15 protein-coding genes are annotated in these 16,237 nt (G+C 61.4%); 10 read left to right on the plus strand and 5 right to left on the minus strand.

Annotation, left to right across the window (positions count from 1 at the left end; translation table 11 throughout):
- Window positions 1–535, minus strand: a 535-nt coding sequence (locus tag BN871_RS18530) for an AraC family ligand binding domain-containing protein (RefSeq protein ID WP_048748293.1), incomplete at its 3' end; no start/stop codon positions are given.
- Window positions 536–745: 210 nt separating this feature from the next.
- On the opposite strand from BN871_RS18530, the gene BN871_RS18535 reads away from it, so the two are divergent.
- From BN871_RS18535 to BN871_RS18560, 5 genes are all read left to right on the plus strand, one after another.
- Entirely contained in the window at window positions 746–2,047 is a 1,302-nt protein-coding gene (locus BN871_RS18535) for an alpha-glucosidase/alpha-galactosidase (protein ID WP_048748294.1), read from the plus strand.
- A gap of 295 nt (window positions 2,048–2,342) precedes the next feature.
- Complete coding sequence (locus BN871_RS18545; RefSeq protein WP_021880726.1) at window positions 2,343–3,017, plus strand: response regulator transcription factor; 675 nt, start codon at window positions 2,343–2,345, stop codon at window positions 3,015–3,017.
- Window positions 3,014–4,165, plus strand: a complete 1,152-nt coding sequence (locus tag BN871_RS18550) for a cell wall metabolism sensor histidine kinase WalK (RefSeq protein WP_021880727.1) — start codon at window positions 3,014–3,016, stop codon at window positions 4,163–4,165. The genes BN871_RS18545 and BN871_RS18550 overlap by 4 nt, the downstream gene beginning before the upstream one ends.
- An 86-nt stretch (window positions 4,166–4,251) precedes the next feature.
- Window positions 4,252–5,061: a glutamate racemase gene (racE, locus tag BN871_RS18555; RefSeq protein ID WP_048748315.1), complete on the plus strand. Its 810-nt coding sequence runs from the start codon at window positions 4,252–4,254 to the stop codon at window positions 5,059–5,061.
- Between the two features lie 236 nt (window positions 5,062–5,297).
- Window positions 5,298–6,194, plus strand: a complete 897-nt coding sequence (locus BN871_RS18560) for a M14 family metallocarboxypeptidase (protein WP_048748296.1) — start codon at window positions 5,298–5,300, stop codon at window positions 6,192–6,194.
- 260 nt (window positions 6,195–6,454) lie between these two features.
- Here BN871_RS18560 and BN871_RS18565 read toward each other — a convergent pair whose 3' ends face one another.
- On the minus strand, window positions 6,455–6,895 hold the full coding sequence (locus BN871_RS18565) for a GNAT family N-acetyltransferase (RefSeq protein ID WP_048748297.1): 441 nt from the start codon (window positions 6,893–6,895) through the stop codon (window positions 6,455–6,457).
- Between the two features lie 299 nt (window positions 6,896–7,194).
- Between BN871_RS18565 and BN871_RS18570 the strand changes: the two genes are divergently transcribed.
- The 3 genes from BN871_RS18570 (at window position 7,195) to BN871_RS18580 (ending at window position 8,096) form a co-directional block, all read left to right on the plus strand.
- Complete coding sequence (locus BN871_RS18570) at window positions 7,195–7,428, plus strand: hypothetical protein (RefSeq protein WP_021880731.1); 234 nt, start codon at window positions 7,195–7,197, stop codon at window positions 7,426–7,428.
- 106 nt (window positions 7,429–7,534) lie between these two features.
- A complete protein-coding gene (locus tag BN871_RS18575; protein WP_021880732.1) occupies window positions 7,535–7,837 on the plus strand; it encodes a HesB/YadR/YfhF-family protein in 303 nt (100 codons plus the stop codon).
- Window positions 7,827–8,096, plus strand: coding sequence for a DUF1450 domain-containing protein (locus tag BN871_RS18580; protein ID WP_021880733.1), 270 nt, complete (start codon window positions 7,827–7,829; stop codon window positions 8,094–8,096). The genes BN871_RS18575 and BN871_RS18580 overlap by 11 nt, the downstream gene beginning before the upstream one ends.
- A 115-nt stretch (window positions 8,097–8,211) precedes the next feature.
- On the opposite strand, the gene BN871_RS18585 is transcribed toward BN871_RS18580, so the two are convergent.
- Entirely contained in the window at window positions 8,212–9,381 is a 1,170-nt protein-coding gene (locus BN871_RS18585; protein ID WP_048748298.1) for a class I SAM-dependent RNA methyltransferase, read from the minus strand.
- A gap of 122 nt (window positions 9,382–9,503) precedes the next feature.
- On the opposite strand from BN871_RS18585, the gene BN871_RS18590 reads away from it, so the two are divergent.
- Window positions 9,504–10,136, plus strand: coding sequence for an O-methyltransferase (locus tag BN871_RS18590; RefSeq protein WP_048748299.1), 633 nt, complete (start codon window positions 9,504–9,506; stop codon window positions 10,134–10,136).
- A gap of 176 nt (window positions 10,137–10,312) precedes the next feature.
- Here the strand turns inward: BN871_RS18590 and BN871_RS18595 are convergent, their stop codons facing one another.
- Window positions 10,313–11,527 carry an MFS transporter gene (locus BN871_RS18595; RefSeq protein WP_048748300.1) on the minus strand — a complete coding sequence of 405 codons (1,215 nt, stop codon included), beginning with the start codon at window positions 11,525–11,527 and terminating at the stop codon, window positions 10,313–10,315.
- 246 nt (window positions 11,528–11,773) lie between these two features.
- Window positions 11,774–12,880 carry a LacI family DNA-binding transcriptional regulator gene (locus BN871_RS18600; protein WP_069202408.1) on the minus strand — a complete coding sequence of 369 codons (1,107 nt, stop codon included), beginning with the start codon at window positions 12,878–12,880 and terminating at the stop codon, window positions 11,774–11,776.
- Window positions 12,881–12,979: 99 nt separating this feature from the next.
- Here BN871_RS18600 and BN871_RS18605 point away from each other — a divergent pair, with 99 nt between their 5' ends.
- Entirely contained in the window at window positions 12,980–16,105 is a 3,126-nt protein-coding gene (locus BN871_RS18605) for a beta-galactosidase (protein ID WP_048748302.1), read from the plus strand.
- The last annotated feature ends 132 nt before the right edge of the window (window positions 16,106–16,237 follow it).

The raw sequence follows: 16,237 nt of genomic DNA on the forward strand, positions 1-16,237 counted from the left end.
TGGAGCGGGCCGACGGCGTAGCGGCATCCGGCTGCAGGCGGGCGAACTCGGCCAGCAGCAGCCGGAGCCAGCCGCTCGCCTCCATGTCCATCAGGGAAGCGCTGTTTCCCGATGCGAGGGAATCACGCAGCCGGGCGTACAGCTCCGCTGCGTTGCCGCTTCCTTGCCCGAGAATGGCGGGCTTTTCCGGCGTAATCCCGGCCTCGGCGAGCAGATGCAGGGCGGCATGTCCCCGGAAGGCGACCCAGTTGTACTGCCAGGGATCCTCGCTGTCCGCCGTATATTGGAACAAGACGCCTGGAAAAATCGCAAAGCTGTCGCCGGAAGACAGCGCAGCGTCCTTGTCCCCGCAGCGGAATGTTCCCTTGCCGCCTGTAACGGTATGGATGAGGACGTAATCATGAATGCCGGGACCGTTCTCATGACCGGGTATCGGGCTGCCTTCCCCGCTGAACAGAACTGTCAATTCGGCCGCAGGCACAGAGCCCGGGTTGTCGCTGACCTTGAAATCGTAGTGGTCCGGAGTGGCTGGCATCGGGCGGAGCCTCCTTGGCTTGTTCTGATCCCACAGTAGCGGAAACGACGACAAATGTCCATGCATTGCCGCCAACGTTCCATACCGCTGCTGAAAGCGTTATTTTACAATGATGACGAGGTGCCGGCCCTTAGCCGCTCTAGCCGGATCAAGGTCTCAGGCCGGGCTGGCAGGCACACAAATGGAACGTAATCAAGGAGGATGCAGCCTATGGACAAAATCACCTTCCTCGGCGCAGGCAGCACGGTGTTCGTGCGAAATGTGCTCGGCGACGTCATGAAGACGCCGTCTCTGCAGTCATTCGAGCTGGCTCTGTACGACATCAATCCCGAGCGGATGAAGGAATCGGAGCAGCTGCTCGGCGCGATCAAGACGACCAGCGGAAGCAGCTGCCGGATCAAGGCTTATTCCGACCGGAAGGAAGCTCTGCGCGGAGCCAAATATGTCATCAACGCCATCCAGGTGGGCGGATACGATCCCTGCACGATTACGGACTTCGAGATTCCGAAGAAATACGGCCTGCGCCAGACGATCGCGGACACGGTCGGCATCGGCGGCATCTTCCGCAACCTGAGGACGATTCCGGTCATGCATGGATTTGCCGAGGACATTCGGGAAGTTTGCCCGGACGCGCTGTTCCTGAACTACACGAATCCGATGGCGGTGCTGACCAATTACATGAACACCTACGGCGGGGTGAACACGGTCGGCCTCTGCCACAGCGTCCAGGTGTGCGTGCCCCATTTGTTCAAGGACCTCGGAATCAGCGCCGAGGGCGTCAAGACGAAGATCGCCGGCATCAATCATATGGCGTGGCTGCTGGAGGCGACCCGCGACGGGGAGGATCTGTATCCGGAGATCAGACGCAGAGCGGCGGAGCGGCAAAAGGAGAAGCACCATGACATGGTCCGTTACGAATTGATGCTGAAATTCGGCTATTACGTGACGGAATCCTCCGAGCATAACGCGGAATACCATCCGTATTTCATTAAAAAGAATTATCCGGAGCTGATCGAGCGCTTCAACATTCCGTTGGATGAATATCCCCGCCGCTGCGTGAATCAGATCGCCGACTGGAACCGGCTGCGGGAGGAGCTGCTCGGCAAGCAGGAGCTGGCGCATGAGCGGACCCATGAATATGCTTCCCATATCATCGAAGCCATCGAGACCGACGTGCCGTTCCGGATCGGCGGCAACGTCATGAACACGGGCCGCCTGATTCCGAACCTGCCGAGCGAGGCGTGCGTGGAAGTGCCTTGCCTTGTCGACCGCGGCGGAGTCCAGCCTACGCATGTCGGCAATCTGCCGCCGCAGCTGGCCGCTTTGAACCGGACCAATATCAATACTCAGCTGCTGACGCTGGAGGCGGCGGCGACCGGCCGCAAGGAGCATATTTACCAGGCCGCCATGCTGGATCCGCATACGTCGGCGGAATTGTCCATGGACGACATCATCGCGCTGTGCGACGACTTGATCGAAGCCCATGGCGACTGGCTGCCGAAATACCGCTGACGGCGGCGGAGGCTGCAGGCTGCTGTACAGGCGCATGCATGGCCTTTCTTGCCTGCATCACAGGCTTCTTGTCTCTGGCCCGCGCGAAAGCGCTGCGCCTCTCATTCGAAAGCGACAGATCCCCGATTGCAGCGGGGGTCTGTTTTTTTTTATTCGCGCAGGCTGCCGTGTACATATTCAGTTCATATAGGACGGTTAAGATAAGCCCAGCCGCTGATGCGGCGCCATCAGGTTTACGGAGTGAGAATGAAACCGATAAAATGCCTATAAGCGCTATTGGAAAGGCGGAACCGACATGACTCACATCCTTGTCGTCGACGACGACAGCCATATCCGCGAGCTGGTCTCCCATCTGCTCCGCAAGGAAGGTTATGCGACGGAAGAAGCGGCCGACGGCCGCGAGGCTCTCCTCAAGCTGTCTTCCAGGCGAGCCGATCTCGTCGTGCTCGATATCATGATGCCGGAGATGGACGGGTGGGAGCTGTGCCGCCGGCTGGGAGAGAACTACGAGGGGATGCCGATCCTCATGCTTACGGCCAAGGGAGAAACGATGCATAAGATCAAGGGATTCGAGCTCGGCACGGACGATTACCTCGTCAAGCCGTTCGATTCCCTCGAGCTGACCGCGCGGGTGAAGGCGCTGCTGAAGCGCTACCGGATTGCGGCTTCCCAGCAGATCCGGATCGGGGAGCTCGAGCTGGACCGCAAGACGTTCCAATGCCGGATCGGCGGCAAGGAAGCCACCCTTCCGCTCAAGGAATTCGAGCTGCTCTTCCTGCTCGCCAGCTACCCGGGCAAGACGCTCAGCCGCGACTCGCTGATCGAGCAGATCTGGGGCTTCGATTACGAGGGAGACGAGCGTACGGTCGACGTGCATATCAAGAGGCTTCGCGAGCGTCTGTCCGAGGCGGAGCATCTGGAGATCCGCACGATCCGCGGGCTCGGCTACAGGCTTGAGGAGAAACAATGAAAAGGCTGGGCTCGAAAAGCAGGTTCAGGCTCATGGTTGTCTTCACGATGGCGAGAGTTTCCGTGCTGCTCGTGCTTTGCTGGACGGCGTCGTTTTATTTTTTCGAGTGGCTTGCATGGAAGCCCGCTCCACTGGTCGGCCAGCTGTTGAAATCCGGGGCTGGCTTCATCCTGTTCGGAGGCATTCTGTACCTATGGGGACGGTTCGCGCGCAGAAAGCAGATGGAAGCCTTTCAAGCGATTCTGGATGCCTTGGCCGCGATTGCGAAGGGGGACTTCCGCGTGTCGATCGAGGTGCCGAGGGAGATGAACGAAGGGTATATGGAAAATCTTGTTCAAGGCATCAACAACATGGCCGCCGATCTCGACAAGATGGAGATTCTCCGCCAGGAGTTCATCTCCAACGTCTCCCACGAGATCCAATCGCCGCTCACGTCGATCGGCGGGTTCGCGCGCGTCCTCAAGGACAGCGAGCTGACTCCCCTTCAGCGGGAGCATTATCTCGATATCATCGAGCAGGAGAGCGTGCGCCTATCGCGGCTGTCGGACAGCATGCTGAAGCTGGCCTCGCTCGATTCCGACAAGCATCCGTTCCATCCCGTGCCGGTCCGGCTCGACAAGCAGCTGCAGCGGGTCATCCTGGCCGGGGAGCCCCAGTGGAGCGCCAAAAGCCTGGAGGTCGAGGCGCAGATGGACCCGGCCGAAAGTGATGCGGACGCCGACCTGCTTGATCAGGTATGGATCAATCTCCTTCATAACGCCGTCAAGTTCACGCCGGACGGCGGGTCCATCCAGATTACGCTGCGGAGGACGGGCGAGGAGGCGGTCGTCACCTTCAAGGATACGGGGACCGGCATTCCGAACGCCAGCCTGCCTCATATTTTCGAGCGCTTCTACAAGGCCGACCCGTCGAGGACCCGGACCGGCGGCGGCAGCGGCCTCGGCTTGTCCATCAGCCGGAAGATCGTGGAGATGCACGGCGGAGCCATTGCAGCGCACAACGATTCCGAGGAAGGAGCCGTCTTCACCGTCACCCTGCCGCTGTCCCGGACGCCACCGGGCTCCTTGCGTCCAGCGAGGCCTGCCGAGAGCGCCCAGCCGGCGAAGCCGGCCGCTCCTCGGCTTGAACAGGCCTGTCTAATCCGCTAAGATGAAGGTACGTTTGAAAGACGGCATTCATATGCTGTCATAGTCAAAAACGGACCCTCATTTTGTTCATGGAAAGCGGTGTGTACGTGCAAAGACCCATAGCCATCCTAGATTCCGGAGTAGGCGGGCTGACGGTTGTCAAGGAAGTGATGAGACAGCTGCCCCGCGAGAAGGTCATCTACTTCGGAGATACCGCACGAACGCCCTACGGGCCGCGTCCGTCCGATGAAGTCGTCCGGTTCACTCAGGAGATCGTCTCCTATTTGATGCAGTATAAGCCTAAAATGATCATTATCGCCTGCAATACGGCAACGGCCGCGGCGCTCGAGGATATCCGCTCCATGGTGGACGTTCCGGTCGTCGGCGTCATCAACCCCGGCGCCAGAGCGGCCATCAACCAGACGAAGACCGGCATCGTCGGCGTCATCGGGACGGTCGGAACGGTCCGCAGCCGCGCATACGAGGACGCGCTCAAGCGGCTCAATCCCAATATCCATGTCGTGAGCCTGGCTTGTCCGCTTTTCGTGCCTTTGGTGGAGCAGGGCAACTTCCGCTCCAAGGAGACGATGGATACGGTCCGCGAATCGATGGAGAAGCTCAAGGACATTCCGCTCGACACGCTCATCCTCGGCTGCACCCATTATCCGTTCCTGTCGGAGACGATCCAGGAAGTGATGGGCAGCGGCGTCAAGCTGATCAGCTCCGACAACGAGACGGCCCGCGAGATGAGCACGATTTTGCAGGAATCGGGCAAGCTCGCGCACGGGCCCGAGCTGCCGATCCACCAGTTCTTCTGCAGCGGCGAGCCCAAGATGTTCAAGCGGATCGCCCAGCAATGGCTCGGCGAGCAGATCGAGCTGACCCCGGTCGTCTGGCAAATTCCGAAGATCGGGTAGAACGGATGGCAGCTTCGCGGCCCCTTGCCTTCATGGCAGGGGGCTGTTCGGGCTTGGACCGTCATGGATGAGCGAGGGCTTGCGCGGCAATCATCGCCGTACAGCCCATGGCGGAATTTCTCCACCGCTCCATCGTTGGAGCTGCACGCTGCCCGGTTCCGCCGGCATCGGAGGCGTGTTAGGTGGGCAAGTTCCCGCATACAATGGTCGTATCTCCATAAAGGGCGGGATCCTCCATGAATGTCCAAGACAACGACATTGTAAGGCCGTGCCTGTACGGACCGGCCGTTCTGGCGGCCGATCTGGATGCGTTGAAGAGGCGCTACCCTTGCCTCCCTAGAGTGCCTGCCGGCACGAGCGTCATGGGCAAGCCGATCGAGGCGCTGCGCTTCGGACGCGGGCCGCGCTACGTCCAGATCAACGCTTCCTTCCACGCCAATGAATGGATGACAAGTCTCATTCTGATGAAGTACGCGGAGGCGTTGGCCGCACGTGAAGCTTCGGGAGATCGTTTCGCCGCGGAAACGACGGTATGGCTGCTGCCGATGGTCAATCCGGATGGAGTGGAGCTTGTGCTCGAGGGCGTGACGGACGGCCATCCTTACGGACGCCAGCTCCTGGAATGGAACGGCGGCAGCCTCGACTTCAGCGGCTGGAAGGCGAATATCCGCGGCGTCGACCTGAACGACCAGTTTCCGGCCGGCTGGGAGGAGGAGCGTCAGCGCCGCGGAGTGTCTGGCCCAGGTCCGCGGGATTATTCGGGGGAATGCCCGCTCAGCGAGCCAGAGGCTCGAACGGTGGCTGCCCTTACGGAACGCGAATCCTTCGATATCGTCGTCGCCCTGCATACCCAGGGGGAAGAGATCTACTGGAACTACCGGGGCTTCGAGCCTCCGGGGGCGGAGGAGATGGCGGCAAGGCTCGGCGCTGCCAGCGGTTACGCTCCCGTCGCCCTGACAGACAGCGATGCCGGATTCAAGGACTGGTTCATCCGGCGCTTCCGCAGGCCGGGATTTACGGTGGAAGCGGGCCTGGGCGTCAATCCTCTGCCGTTGGAGCAGTGGAGCGGCATGTACTTCCGCGTGAGCCTGCTGCTGGACGAGGTGCTGCGGATCGCGATGGAGAGAGAATAGGCGCCGTCGTGGAATGGAACGGAACGGGAAGCGGCAGCCTGCCTGCGGCAAAAGAATGAAATGGCAGCCGGTCGTTGACGGCGGTTGATGGGAATGAATGCAGCCGGCTTCTTGTGCCGGCTGCTGATTGAAGAGGAATGGATGCCGGCTGATTCTTGTGCTGGCGGCTGATTGGAATGAATGCCAGCCGGTTCTTGCCGGCTGCTGATTGAAGCTGAAAAAGCAGAGAGCGGCTCGATATCCGAGCCGCTCTCTGCTTTTTATAATGGCAAGCTCATCGTTATGTTTCTGGCTGCGAATCCCAGCCGCTCATACAGCCGGATCGCATGGCGGTTTTCCACGTACGCGTTGAGACGGATTTCGGAGCAGCTCTCTTGTCTCATCTGTTCGACGGCCCGCTCCATCAAGCGGCTCGCAATGGACTGCCCTCTCGCTTCCGGAAGGACAAAGAGCTCGTAGATGAAGCCGATTTCCTGGTCGGAGAACTCATCCGTTCTTTTTCCGAACAGAATCCAGCCCCGCACCTCCTGGTTCTCGGACGCAATCAAAAACCGGGAGCCTTTCGCCAGCAGCTCTCCGACCATCAGCTTCATTTTCGCTTCGGACGGCTTGGACCGGCCCATCGTGCCTTCAAAGGTGGATTGCGGCGAGAGCCTCATGATTTCTTCCCGTTCTTCGTTCGTGGGAGTTCGAATTTCCATCCGGATACGCTCCTTCCGCTTCGGCCATCCTTTGCGGGGATGTCATTTCTGCGCTTGCGGAGATGCTTCTCCGTCGCGACTATGTGTAATTCGCCATCCTTGCGGCACAAACCCTTTATTCGGGATAAAAGAAAGGAAAAACCTCTTTGGAGCGGTCCCTTCGGAAGCCGTCCGTGCACCGGGCCGGCAACGCTGCGGCTGCCGATCCGCAACCTTTGCGGCTGCCGGTTCGTATAACCCTTCGCCGGGTTTGGCTCGCGCCCGATCCGGGGAAGATAGAACCATAGGGGGAATGAGCCTTGCGCAAGCTTCTATCGCTCAACCATTGGAGACATGTGTTTGTCCGGGTATTCCGGCTGCTGCGCTCCAAGAACGTCAAGCTGACGGATAAGCTGCTGTTTCTTATTCCTGTCGGACTGTACTGGGTTCTTCCGGACGTCATGCCGTTCATGCCCGTGGACGACATCGCGGTGACGATGATGGCGGCCAGCTGGTTCGCCAAAGGAATGGAAAACAAGTACGGCGCGTCTTGATGTTTTGGCCGTCTTTCGATAGAATTACTGGATGAGAGAGATGCAGTCGACAAGCTTGCCGCGCCTGCAGCGGGCAAGCTTTACTTTATAGCCAGGAGGAACCGCCATGAATTGCAAAATTACCCGCAATGCCGCGAAGGTGCTGAAGCTGGAGCTGGACAAGCCCGAGCATGAAGGCAAGAAGCTGCGCGTCTACATCACCCACTCCCACGGAGATCATGCCCACTACGGGCTCGGCATCGACGATCCGACGGAGAAGGACGAGCTCGTATCGACGGACAAGGACATCGACGTGCTGCTCGAGAAGGGCGTCGAGCTGCTGGACGGCGTGAAGATCGATTATCTCTACACCCCGGAAGAAGGATTCGTCGTCACGAATCCGGCCAAAGGAAACCACGGTGACCACTGAGACGCTGCCCGCCCGGCAGGAGGATAAGCCCGCATCGAAGAACGACATCCGCGTCTGCGAGAAATGCAACTTCATGCGTCTGAAAACGATCATTCCAAAGCTGCAGAAGCTCGATCCGGCCGCCGACATCAAGATCGGCTGCAAGTCCTACTGCGGTCCATGCGGCAAGAGAGCGTTCGTCTTCATCAACGGACGTTACATCGCGGCTCCGACCGAGGACGAAGTCATCGAGAAAGTGAAGCCCTACATCAAGAAATAAGACCGGCGGCTGTCCGGGAGGAGCGGTATCTTCCCGGATTTGCACGCCGGCTTTTTTTATTTGCCGGACAAAAAAACACCCTCTGCCCGAACATAAAGGGAGAGGGTGTTTCGCGTTATTCGGCAGAGCTCGCCGTTGGAGCGCCATCGAGCCGAGGCCTCGGAGGCAGCGGCCCCAGGTACTGGTACAGCTGGCATTCGATGCGCCCGTTGTACAGCTTGCGCTTTTTGTCCGCGTTGCGGCCGTAGCTCTGCTCGAACGACTTGGAAGGGCTGAGGGCGAATACGGACCAGTCCTTCTTGACCGCATCGATGAAGCCGAGCTGGCGGATGACCTTGTCGGCTTCCTTCTCCGTCCCGAGCCGCTCGCCGTAAGGCGGGTTCGTGATGATGCAGCCGTAATGCCCCTGAGGCTGAACGCGCGCGATCGGCATCGTCTGGAGCTTGATCTCGCGGGCGAAGCCGGCTTTTTTGAGCGCGGCCTCGGCCACCTCGATCGCTTCGGGATCGATATCCGACCCGGCGATTTCCAGCTTCACGTCATCCCTTACGGAATCGAAGGCTTCCTCGCGGGCAAGGTCCCAGCGGCTCTGGCCCATGATGTCCCAGGCGTCGCTGCTGAACGATCTGCGCAATCCCGGAGCGACATTCCAGCCGATCATGGCCGCCTCGATCGGAATCGTGCCGGAACCGCAGAACGGATCGTACAGAGGGCGCTCCGGGCTCCAGCGCGACAGCAGCACCATCGCCGCCGCCATCGTTTCCTTGATCGGGGCTTCGGTGACGAGCTTGCGGTAGCCGCGCTTATGCAGGCTCGGTCCCGTCGTATCCAGCGTAATGAGCGCCATGTCGTTCAGCAGGCTCACTTCGATGACATAGCGCGCCCCGTCCTCGCGGAACCATTCCGTGCCGTACTGCTCCTTCATCCGCTCGACGACCGCCTTCTTGACGATCGACTGGCAGGCGGGCACGCTCGACAGCTGCGATTTTTGGGACCGTCCATTGACGGGGAACTCCCCGTCCTCGGGGATCCAGTCGGGCCAGTCCAGCGCTCGCACGCCCTCGAACAGCTCCTCGAAGGTCATGGCGCGGAATTCGGCCATCTTGACGAGCACCCGGTCCGACGTGCGGAGCCAAAGGTTCGCCCTTGCGATATCCTCCAGGCCGCCCTTGAAGGTGACGCGGCCGTTTTCTGTTTTGACATCGGTATAGCCAAGATCCTTCAGTTCCCTGGCAACCACTGCCTCCAGCCCCATGGGCGAAGTGGCAATCAGTTCAAGCTGCATCGTGTATCGTTCACTCCATCTCTTGCCTGCGGGCGGAATTTGTATCCGGCCGCAGGTCGTCATACAATCAAGTATAGGCGATAATCGCAAGCAAGTACACCGACAGAAAGGATTGAGCCGCAATGAACGAAATGGAAGCTTATATCGAAGCTTTGTTTCCGCCCGATGAGGATCTCGCGCGGGTGCTGGAGAGCATCAGGGCGAAAGGAATGCCCGAAATATCCGTCCCAACCGGCTACGGCAGGCTGCTCACGCTGCTGGTGCAGATGTCCGGAGCGAAGGAGCTGCTCGAGATCGGAGCGCTGGGCGGTTACAGCGGCATTTGCCTGGCGCGCGGACTGGGCGGCGGCGGAAGCCTCACCTCGCTGGAGCTGCTGCAGGAATACGCAGACACTGCGAAGGAGAATCTGGAGGCGGCCGGGCTCGGAAGCCGCGTCTCCCATCTCGTCGGCGACGCAGGCGAGAGCCTGGAGCGGCTGACATCCGAAGGGCGGCGCTACGACTTCTTTTTCATCGACGCCGACAAGGGCGGATATGTCCGCTATCTGGACGCGGCGATCGGGCTGGCCAATCCCGGCGCGGTCATCGTAGCCGACAATACGCTGCTGCGCGGCCGCGTCGCGGATCTCCAGCGGAGCGGACCTTCCGTGCTCGCGATGCGCGAGTTCAACGAGCGGGTCGCCTCCGATCGCAGGCTGACCGGCACGCTGCTGCCCGCCTATGACGGGCTGGCGGTCGTGCGGGTCAATCCGTAGGCGCCATTCATCCATGCAAGCGGCGGCAGGTCGGGGCGGGGTCGCCGCGACTGGCCGTTCCGCTCTTCACGCGTTCGCGCATGAGGGGGGAATGCGGAGGTCGGCGCGGCCGCATACGGCCGCTGAATGCCGGCCTTCAATCAAAGGCTCCGGCGCGGATGCCATCCCTGCATCGCTCAATCCAGCCGGGCAGGCTTCCTGCCCGGCTTCAGCAGCATCCGCCATACCCAGTAGGCGTTGGCGAACAGCAGCACGGAGCTGAGCAGGAAGATGCCTTCGATGCCGATCACTCCGCTGAGCAGGCCGCCGGCGATGGGCCCCAGCATATTGCCGAGCGCCAGCGTGCTGCTGTTGAGGCTGTAGGCCCGGCTTTCCTTGCCCTCGGGCGTGTATACCCGGATCAACGCGTTCACGGACGGGATGAGGCCGCCGAGGAACAGGCCGAGCAGGAAGCGGACGATCAAGAGATCCCAGACGGATCCAGCGAACGCCTGCGGAATGAACATGGCGGCAGCCCCGAGCAGCGATACGGCGAGCACCTTGGTCTGGCCGATCCGGTCGCTCAGCCGGCCGAGCACGGGGGAGGCGACCAGATTCGACAGGCCGGTGACCGAGGTCACCATCCCGGCCAAAAAGGCCAGATTGCCTTTGCTTCCCGGCAGCTCCTGCACATACAGAGGCATGAGGCTCGACGGGCTCATCATGGCGAACTGGATGAGCAGGGTGACGGTGAACAGCGCCATCAGCTGGGGAATTCCGCTCAGCTCCTTCATTCCCTGGAGGACGGAAGGCTGGATGACCTTGGCCGCCTTTTCCCGGTCGAACGACTCTCGGACGACGAACAGGACGAGCAGCGTCGCGGTGAACAGCATGGCTCCGGTTATGTAGAAGATCGGCCGGTAGCCGACGGCGTCGGCCAGCAGCCCGCCGATCAGCGGACCGAGGATGGTGCCGGCTATGCCTCCGGACTGGAGCGTGCCCATCGCGAAGCCCATCCGCTCGCGCGGCGCGCTGGAGCTCATCAGCGACACGGCGGCGGGATTCATGCCGGATATCGTGCCGTTCAGCAGGCGCAGGGCGAGCAGCTGCCAAGGATGGTTGGCGAAGCCCATGAGCACGATGACGAAAGCCATGCCGAAGCCGGAGCGCAGCAGCATGACCTTGCGCCCGTACTGGTCGGACAGCTTGCCCCAGAGCGGCTGGAACAGGAACGAAGTGACGAAGTTGCCGGCAAAGATGACCCCGGCCCAGAGAGCGACGCTGTGGGGATTGCTGATGCCAAGATCCTGCTGCAGGTACAGCGGCAGAAACGGGGTGATCATCGTCATTCCGGCCATGCCGAGAAAGAGCGTGACCCAGAGGACGATCAGATTTTTCATCCATGCTTCCATGGCGGTTCACCTTCTTGATGAGTCGGACCGCATCCATGGGAGGATCCGGCCTTCGATTTGGAGATGCGTAAGGATGCGCAGGACATGACGGACGGGAAGGATGAGATGTCATTGCTTCGCTGCTCGCGAAGCCGATGCCCGGAGCGGCCGGGAGCTGCAGAGCGTTGCATGAGAAGCCGATGCCCGGAACGGCCGGAAGCCGGATCTTCATAGGGCGGAGCCGTCGCCAGGCGATGCGAGCTGCATTCAGACGCTGCTGCGAAGCACGAGGCCGGGGACGAGGCCGACTCTCTCGACGGAGGAATGAGGCATCTTAATCCGGCGTTCCAGAGCTTCGACGGCTCTCTGGCCGAGCACTTCCTTGCCGAGATCGACCGTCGTCAGCGGCGGCTGGCTGCGCGTCGAGCCTTCGATGTTGTCGATGCCGGCGACGCGGCAGCGATCCGGCACCGCCACGCCGCGGGCGCGCAGCATGCTCAGCAGGGCAATCGCGATGTCGTCGTTGGCGCACAGGAAAGCGTCGGGAAGGTCCTCTTCCTTGAGCCTCCCGAGCCGCGCGTCCAGATCGCCTTCCCACTCCCTGGAGTAAGGCACATTCCATCGCCGCAGCTCGCCTGCCTTGCGCAGGGAGAACATCTGCTCCAGCGCCGAGCGGCACCCGAGCCAGCGCTCGCGGAAGCTGACCGAGAACTTCTCGCTTCCGACAAAGATGAAGCGCCTGCAGCCATGGTCGAGCAGGGCGCCGGCGATCATGCGCGCGGCGGCGATGTTGTCGTTGGCGACGCTGTCGAGCCCGGAGAACGGCTCCTGATGGTCGACGAGCACGACCGGAATCCCGGTTCTTTTCATGGCGGTGAGATGCCGCAGGGGAAACGCTCCGACAGCGAGACCGCCGACGCACAGCGAACGGTTGAGATAGGGAGGCAAAATATCTTCCTGCCGGCCTTCACCCATCGGAGAGAGGACGACGGTTCCCCAGCCGCGCGAGCGGCAGCCTTCCTGGATGCCGGACAGGACGCGCTGCCAGTACATAGGTTCTTCCAAATGTCCCCGCGACATCCATATGACGACGAACCGCTCATGGCCGGGGGCATCTGTCGCCCGTTGTTCCCCGCCATCGACGATGGCCTGAATGCCGGCCGCCGTGCCCGGCGACTCCGCCGCGCGCGGCGCGGAGCGGGAAAGGCGCGCCTCTGGAGGGCTGTAGCCCATCGCTTTGGCCGTGTCCAGCACTTTCTGGCGCGTCGCTTCGCTGACGCCCGACTTGCCGGACAATGATTGGGAAACGGTATATTTGGACACTTGCAGCCGATCGGCGATCTGCTGCATCGTGATTTTTTTTCCTCTTGACATGAAAGCCTTCACCCTCTAAAGTTTGGTTGCTTTCTGATGGTTATTAGCCTAACAAACCTAACAAACCTATTATAAATCAAAACCGCGGGGTGCTCAATCATGAAAAAATGGCTGACCTTCTATGACAATGAATTTCCTTTTGCCGGTCCTAGACCTGGCAGCGCCGACCTCGGCGCTTTGCAGGACACGCTGACCGGAGCGGCCGAGCTGGCCGACAAATTAAGGGAAGAACGGCCGCAAGCGCTCGTCATGCTGCATGGACCGTACTTTCCCAAGCAGGCATGGCCGGCTCTGCTGGAGCATGTGAAGCGCGGCGGAGGTCTCGTGACGATCGGCGGCATACCGCTGCGCATTCCCGTTCTCCATACAGCCGAGGGCTGGCTGCCCGAGGCGGAGCAGACGTCGTATCACCAAACAATCGGCATCCATGAAGCGCTTGAAGTCCAGACAGGCCTGGTGACGGAGCTCAAATCCTCCCGCGCCATTCCGCTGCTGTCCGGCGACGAGGGGCTTTTCTCGCCTGCTCCGACCTACGGGCTGGCTCTTCATGTGACTCGCTCGCATGACCATCCGGCCGAGAACGGCTCGGGCGGTCCGATGGACGCCCATATTTATCCGCTGCTGACCGGCCTCGACAAGGACGGCCGCGAGCGCTGCGCTCCCGTCGTGCTGATCGAGAATACGAAGGGCGACTTCGCCGGCGGACGCTGGATCCTTGCGAACCGCGAAGCCGGAGCGGCATTCTGGGAGGGCGGGAAAGGCGCCGAGGCGCTTGCCCGCTGGGCGGCATTCGCCGTCAGCGGCGTGACGGAATGGTGGCTCAAGCCGAACTACGCCTGCTTCGAGATCGGCGAGAAGCCGGTGCTGACGTTCCAGCGCCAGCGGCTGAACGTGCAAGGGGACAGCGAGTGGAGCGTGCGGTATGAGGTCCGTCTTGAGGGAGGGCAAGGGGATCGCGTCGTAGCCGAAGGCGGCTTCGAGCTGTCTTCCGGAGCGCTGGCCGACTATGAGCGCGTGCCGCTGCCGTTCCAGGCGGAACCGGGCTACTACAGCGTCGAAGCGGAGCTGACCGGCAAGCAGAGCGGCGAGATCCGCCGCCTTTCCCAGGGCTTCTGGGGACGCGACGAGGAGCTGCTGCGCCGGGGCGAGATGATTACGGTGAACCGCGATTATTTCGTCAAGGAAGGCAAGCCGCTGCCGATCGTCGGCATGACCTACATGACGAGCGACGTCGCGCGCAAATACCTCCATCTGCCGAACGCGTCCGTGTGGAACCGCGACATGGCGCAGATGGCGAAGGCCGGCATCAACACGATCCGCACCGGCCTCTGGACGGCTCTCCGCAAGATGGCCTTCGTGGACGGCCATGTCAGCGAAGAGATGCTGCGCGCCGTCGATGCGCTGTTCCTGACGGCCAAGCGCCACGGCCTCGAGGTCGTCTTCAACTTCTTCGCCTTCACGCCGGAGCTGTGGGAAGGGGAGAATCCTTATCTCGATCCGCGCAGCGTGGAAGCCCAGAAGCGGTTCATCACGTCCATCGTTACGCGTCACAAGCATTCCGCCCACGTGCACTGGGATCTCATCAACGAGCCGACGATGTTCGATCCGAACAAGCTGTGGAACGCCGCGAGCACGCTCGGAGACCGCTTTGAGCTGGCCGCTTACCGCGAATGGCTGCAAAAGCGCCACGGCTCCATCGTCAAGCTGCAGGAGCGATGGAACATGACCGAAGCCGAGCTGCCTTCGTTCGACGGCATCATGCCGCCGACGCCTGGCGATATCGGCTTCTCCACGACAGAGCTGTACGAGAAGCGCAGCGGCCAGTGGCTCGATTACCTGCTCTTCTCGCAGGACATGCACAACCGCTGGGCTTCCGAGCTGCGCGCGGCGATCCAGGCCGTCCAGCCGAAGCAGCTGGTGACGGTCGGCCAGGACGAGGGGCTGCAGGCGCAGCGTCCGTCCCCGCTCTTCTATGAAGAAGCGGTCGACTACACGACCGTGCACTCGTGGTGGAAGAACGACCAGCTCGTGCTTGACGGCATTTTCGCGAAGACGCCTTATAAGCCGAACGTCATCCAAGAGACCGGCATCATGTATATCGAGACTCCGGACGGCTTCGCCAAGCGCACCGAGGAAGAGCTGCACAGCATCCTCGAGCGCAAGTACGCCTATGCGTTCTCGACCGGCGGCGCCGGAGCGGTCCAATGGATCTGGAACATCAACTTCTACATGCACAATATCAACGAGTCTCATATCGGCGCCCTGCGCGCCGACGGCACCGAGAAGCCGGAGGCCGATGTGTCCTACGACTTCGGACGCTTCATCCGCGAAGCGGGCCATCTGTTCGAGGACCGCAAGCTGGAGGAGGTCGCGGTCGTCTATCCGTACAGCAACGACTTCTCCAACCGCTCGCTGGCCGAGGACATCACTTCGCGCCTGACGCGCTCGCTCGCCCACCGCATGAATGTGCCGTTCCGCTCCTTAGGGGAGTATGACCTGCATGTGCTGAAGGATGCGGCCTACGAGCAGCCGAAGCTGATTCTGATGCCGTCGGCACATGCGCTCAGCGACGAGGCTTTCCGCGATCTTACCCGCTGGGCGGAGACGACGGGAGGCACGCTGCTCGTCACCGGCCCGCTGAACCTGGATGCCTACTGGCATCGCAGCAGCCGCGCCGAAGCGCTCACCGGCCCGGCCGTTCTGGCCAACATCCGCCGCGAGGAAGCGCTGGAGCTGGACGGCGAGCTGCTGCAGATCGGCTTCGCCGGCGACGCCATCGCCAAGCTGAACAAGCAGACGCTGCTGGATGAAGACGGACGTCCCGTACAGGCGGCCTCCCAGCTTCATGAGATCGCGATCGGCAATGGACGCCTCCTCTGGTGTCCGCTTCCGCTGGAGCTGGCCGAGAGCTATATCGCTCTCGAGGCCGTGTACGACCGCGCTCTCGAAGCTGCGGGAGTATCGGCCGAGCTGGAATGGGAGCAGGGAGGAGAGCTCGCGGGCGTATACGGACGCAAGCTCGATTTCGCCCATGGCGCCGTCTATATTTTCGTATCGGAATATGCTCTGGACGCCAAGATCGCCATCAAGGACCCCGTTACGGGCAGCCGCTATTCCTTCACGCTGGAAGCCGAGCGCTCGGTGCTGTTCGCGGCGGACCGGGAAGGCCGCATCGTCAGCGTCTACCGTCCGGATCAGGTCGAAATCCAGGCGCAAAACGGCTGAGACGGACCCGCTAGAGTTGCCGGCTGCCGGCTGCAACCGGACCGCTGCCGAACGCCTGGCGGCCGCCTGGCTGCAAGCCTGCGGATAAGCGGCAACGTAACGGACAGCAAGGTATTGTCCGTCCCATGAACA

Source organism: Paenibacillus sp. P22 (assembly GCF_000469945.2).
Lineage (GTDB): Bacteria > Bacillota > Bacilli > Paenibacillales > Paenibacillaceae > Paenibacillus_O > Paenibacillus_O humicus.

Excerpts from the sequence above, each read along its gene's own strand:
- BN871_RS18565 (WP_048748297.1), bottom strand. The coding sequence starts at position 6,895 with ATGGAAATTCGAACTCCCACGAACGAAGAACGGGAAGAAATCATGAGG.
- BN871_RS18595 (WP_048748300.1), bottom strand. The coding sequence starts at position 11,527 with ATGGAAGCATGGATGAAAAATCTGATCGTCCTCTGGGTCACGCTCTTT.
- BN871_RS18560 (WP_048748296.1), top strand. The coding sequence starts at position 5,298 with ATGAATGTCCAAGACAACGACATTGTAAGGCCGTGCCTGTACGGACCG.
- BN871_RS18585 (WP_048748298.1), bottom strand. The coding sequence starts at position 9,381 with ATGCAGCTTGAACTGATTGCCACTTCGCCCATGGGGCTGGAGGCAGTG.
- BN871_RS18605 (WP_048748302.1), top strand. The coding sequence starts at position 12,980 with ATGAAAAAATGGCTGACCTTCTATGACAATGAATTTCCTTTTGCCGGT.
- BN871_RS18590 (WP_048748299.1), top strand. The coding sequence starts at position 9,504 with ATGAACGAAATGGAAGCTTATATCGAAGCTTTGTTTCCGCCCGATGAG.
- BN871_RS18535 (WP_048748294.1), top strand. The coding sequence starts at position 746 with ATGGACAAAATCACCTTCCTCGGCGCAGGCAGCACGGTGTTCGTGCGA.
- BN871_RS18575 (WP_021880732.1), top strand. The coding sequence starts at position 7,535 with ATGAATTGCAAAATTACCCGCAATGCCGCGAAGGTGCTGAAGCTGGAG.
- BN871_RS18550 (WP_021880727.1), top strand. The coding sequence starts at position 3,014 with ATGAAAAGGCTGGGCTCGAAAAGCAGGTTCAGGCTCATGGTTGTCTTC.
- BN871_RS18545 (WP_021880726.1), top strand. The coding sequence starts at position 2,343 with ATGACTCACATCCTTGTCGTCGACGACGACAGCCATATCCGCGAGCTG.
- BN871_RS18600 (WP_069202408.1), bottom strand. The coding sequence starts at position 12,880 with ATGTCAAGAGGAAAAAAAATCACGATGCAGCAGATCGCCGATCGGCTG.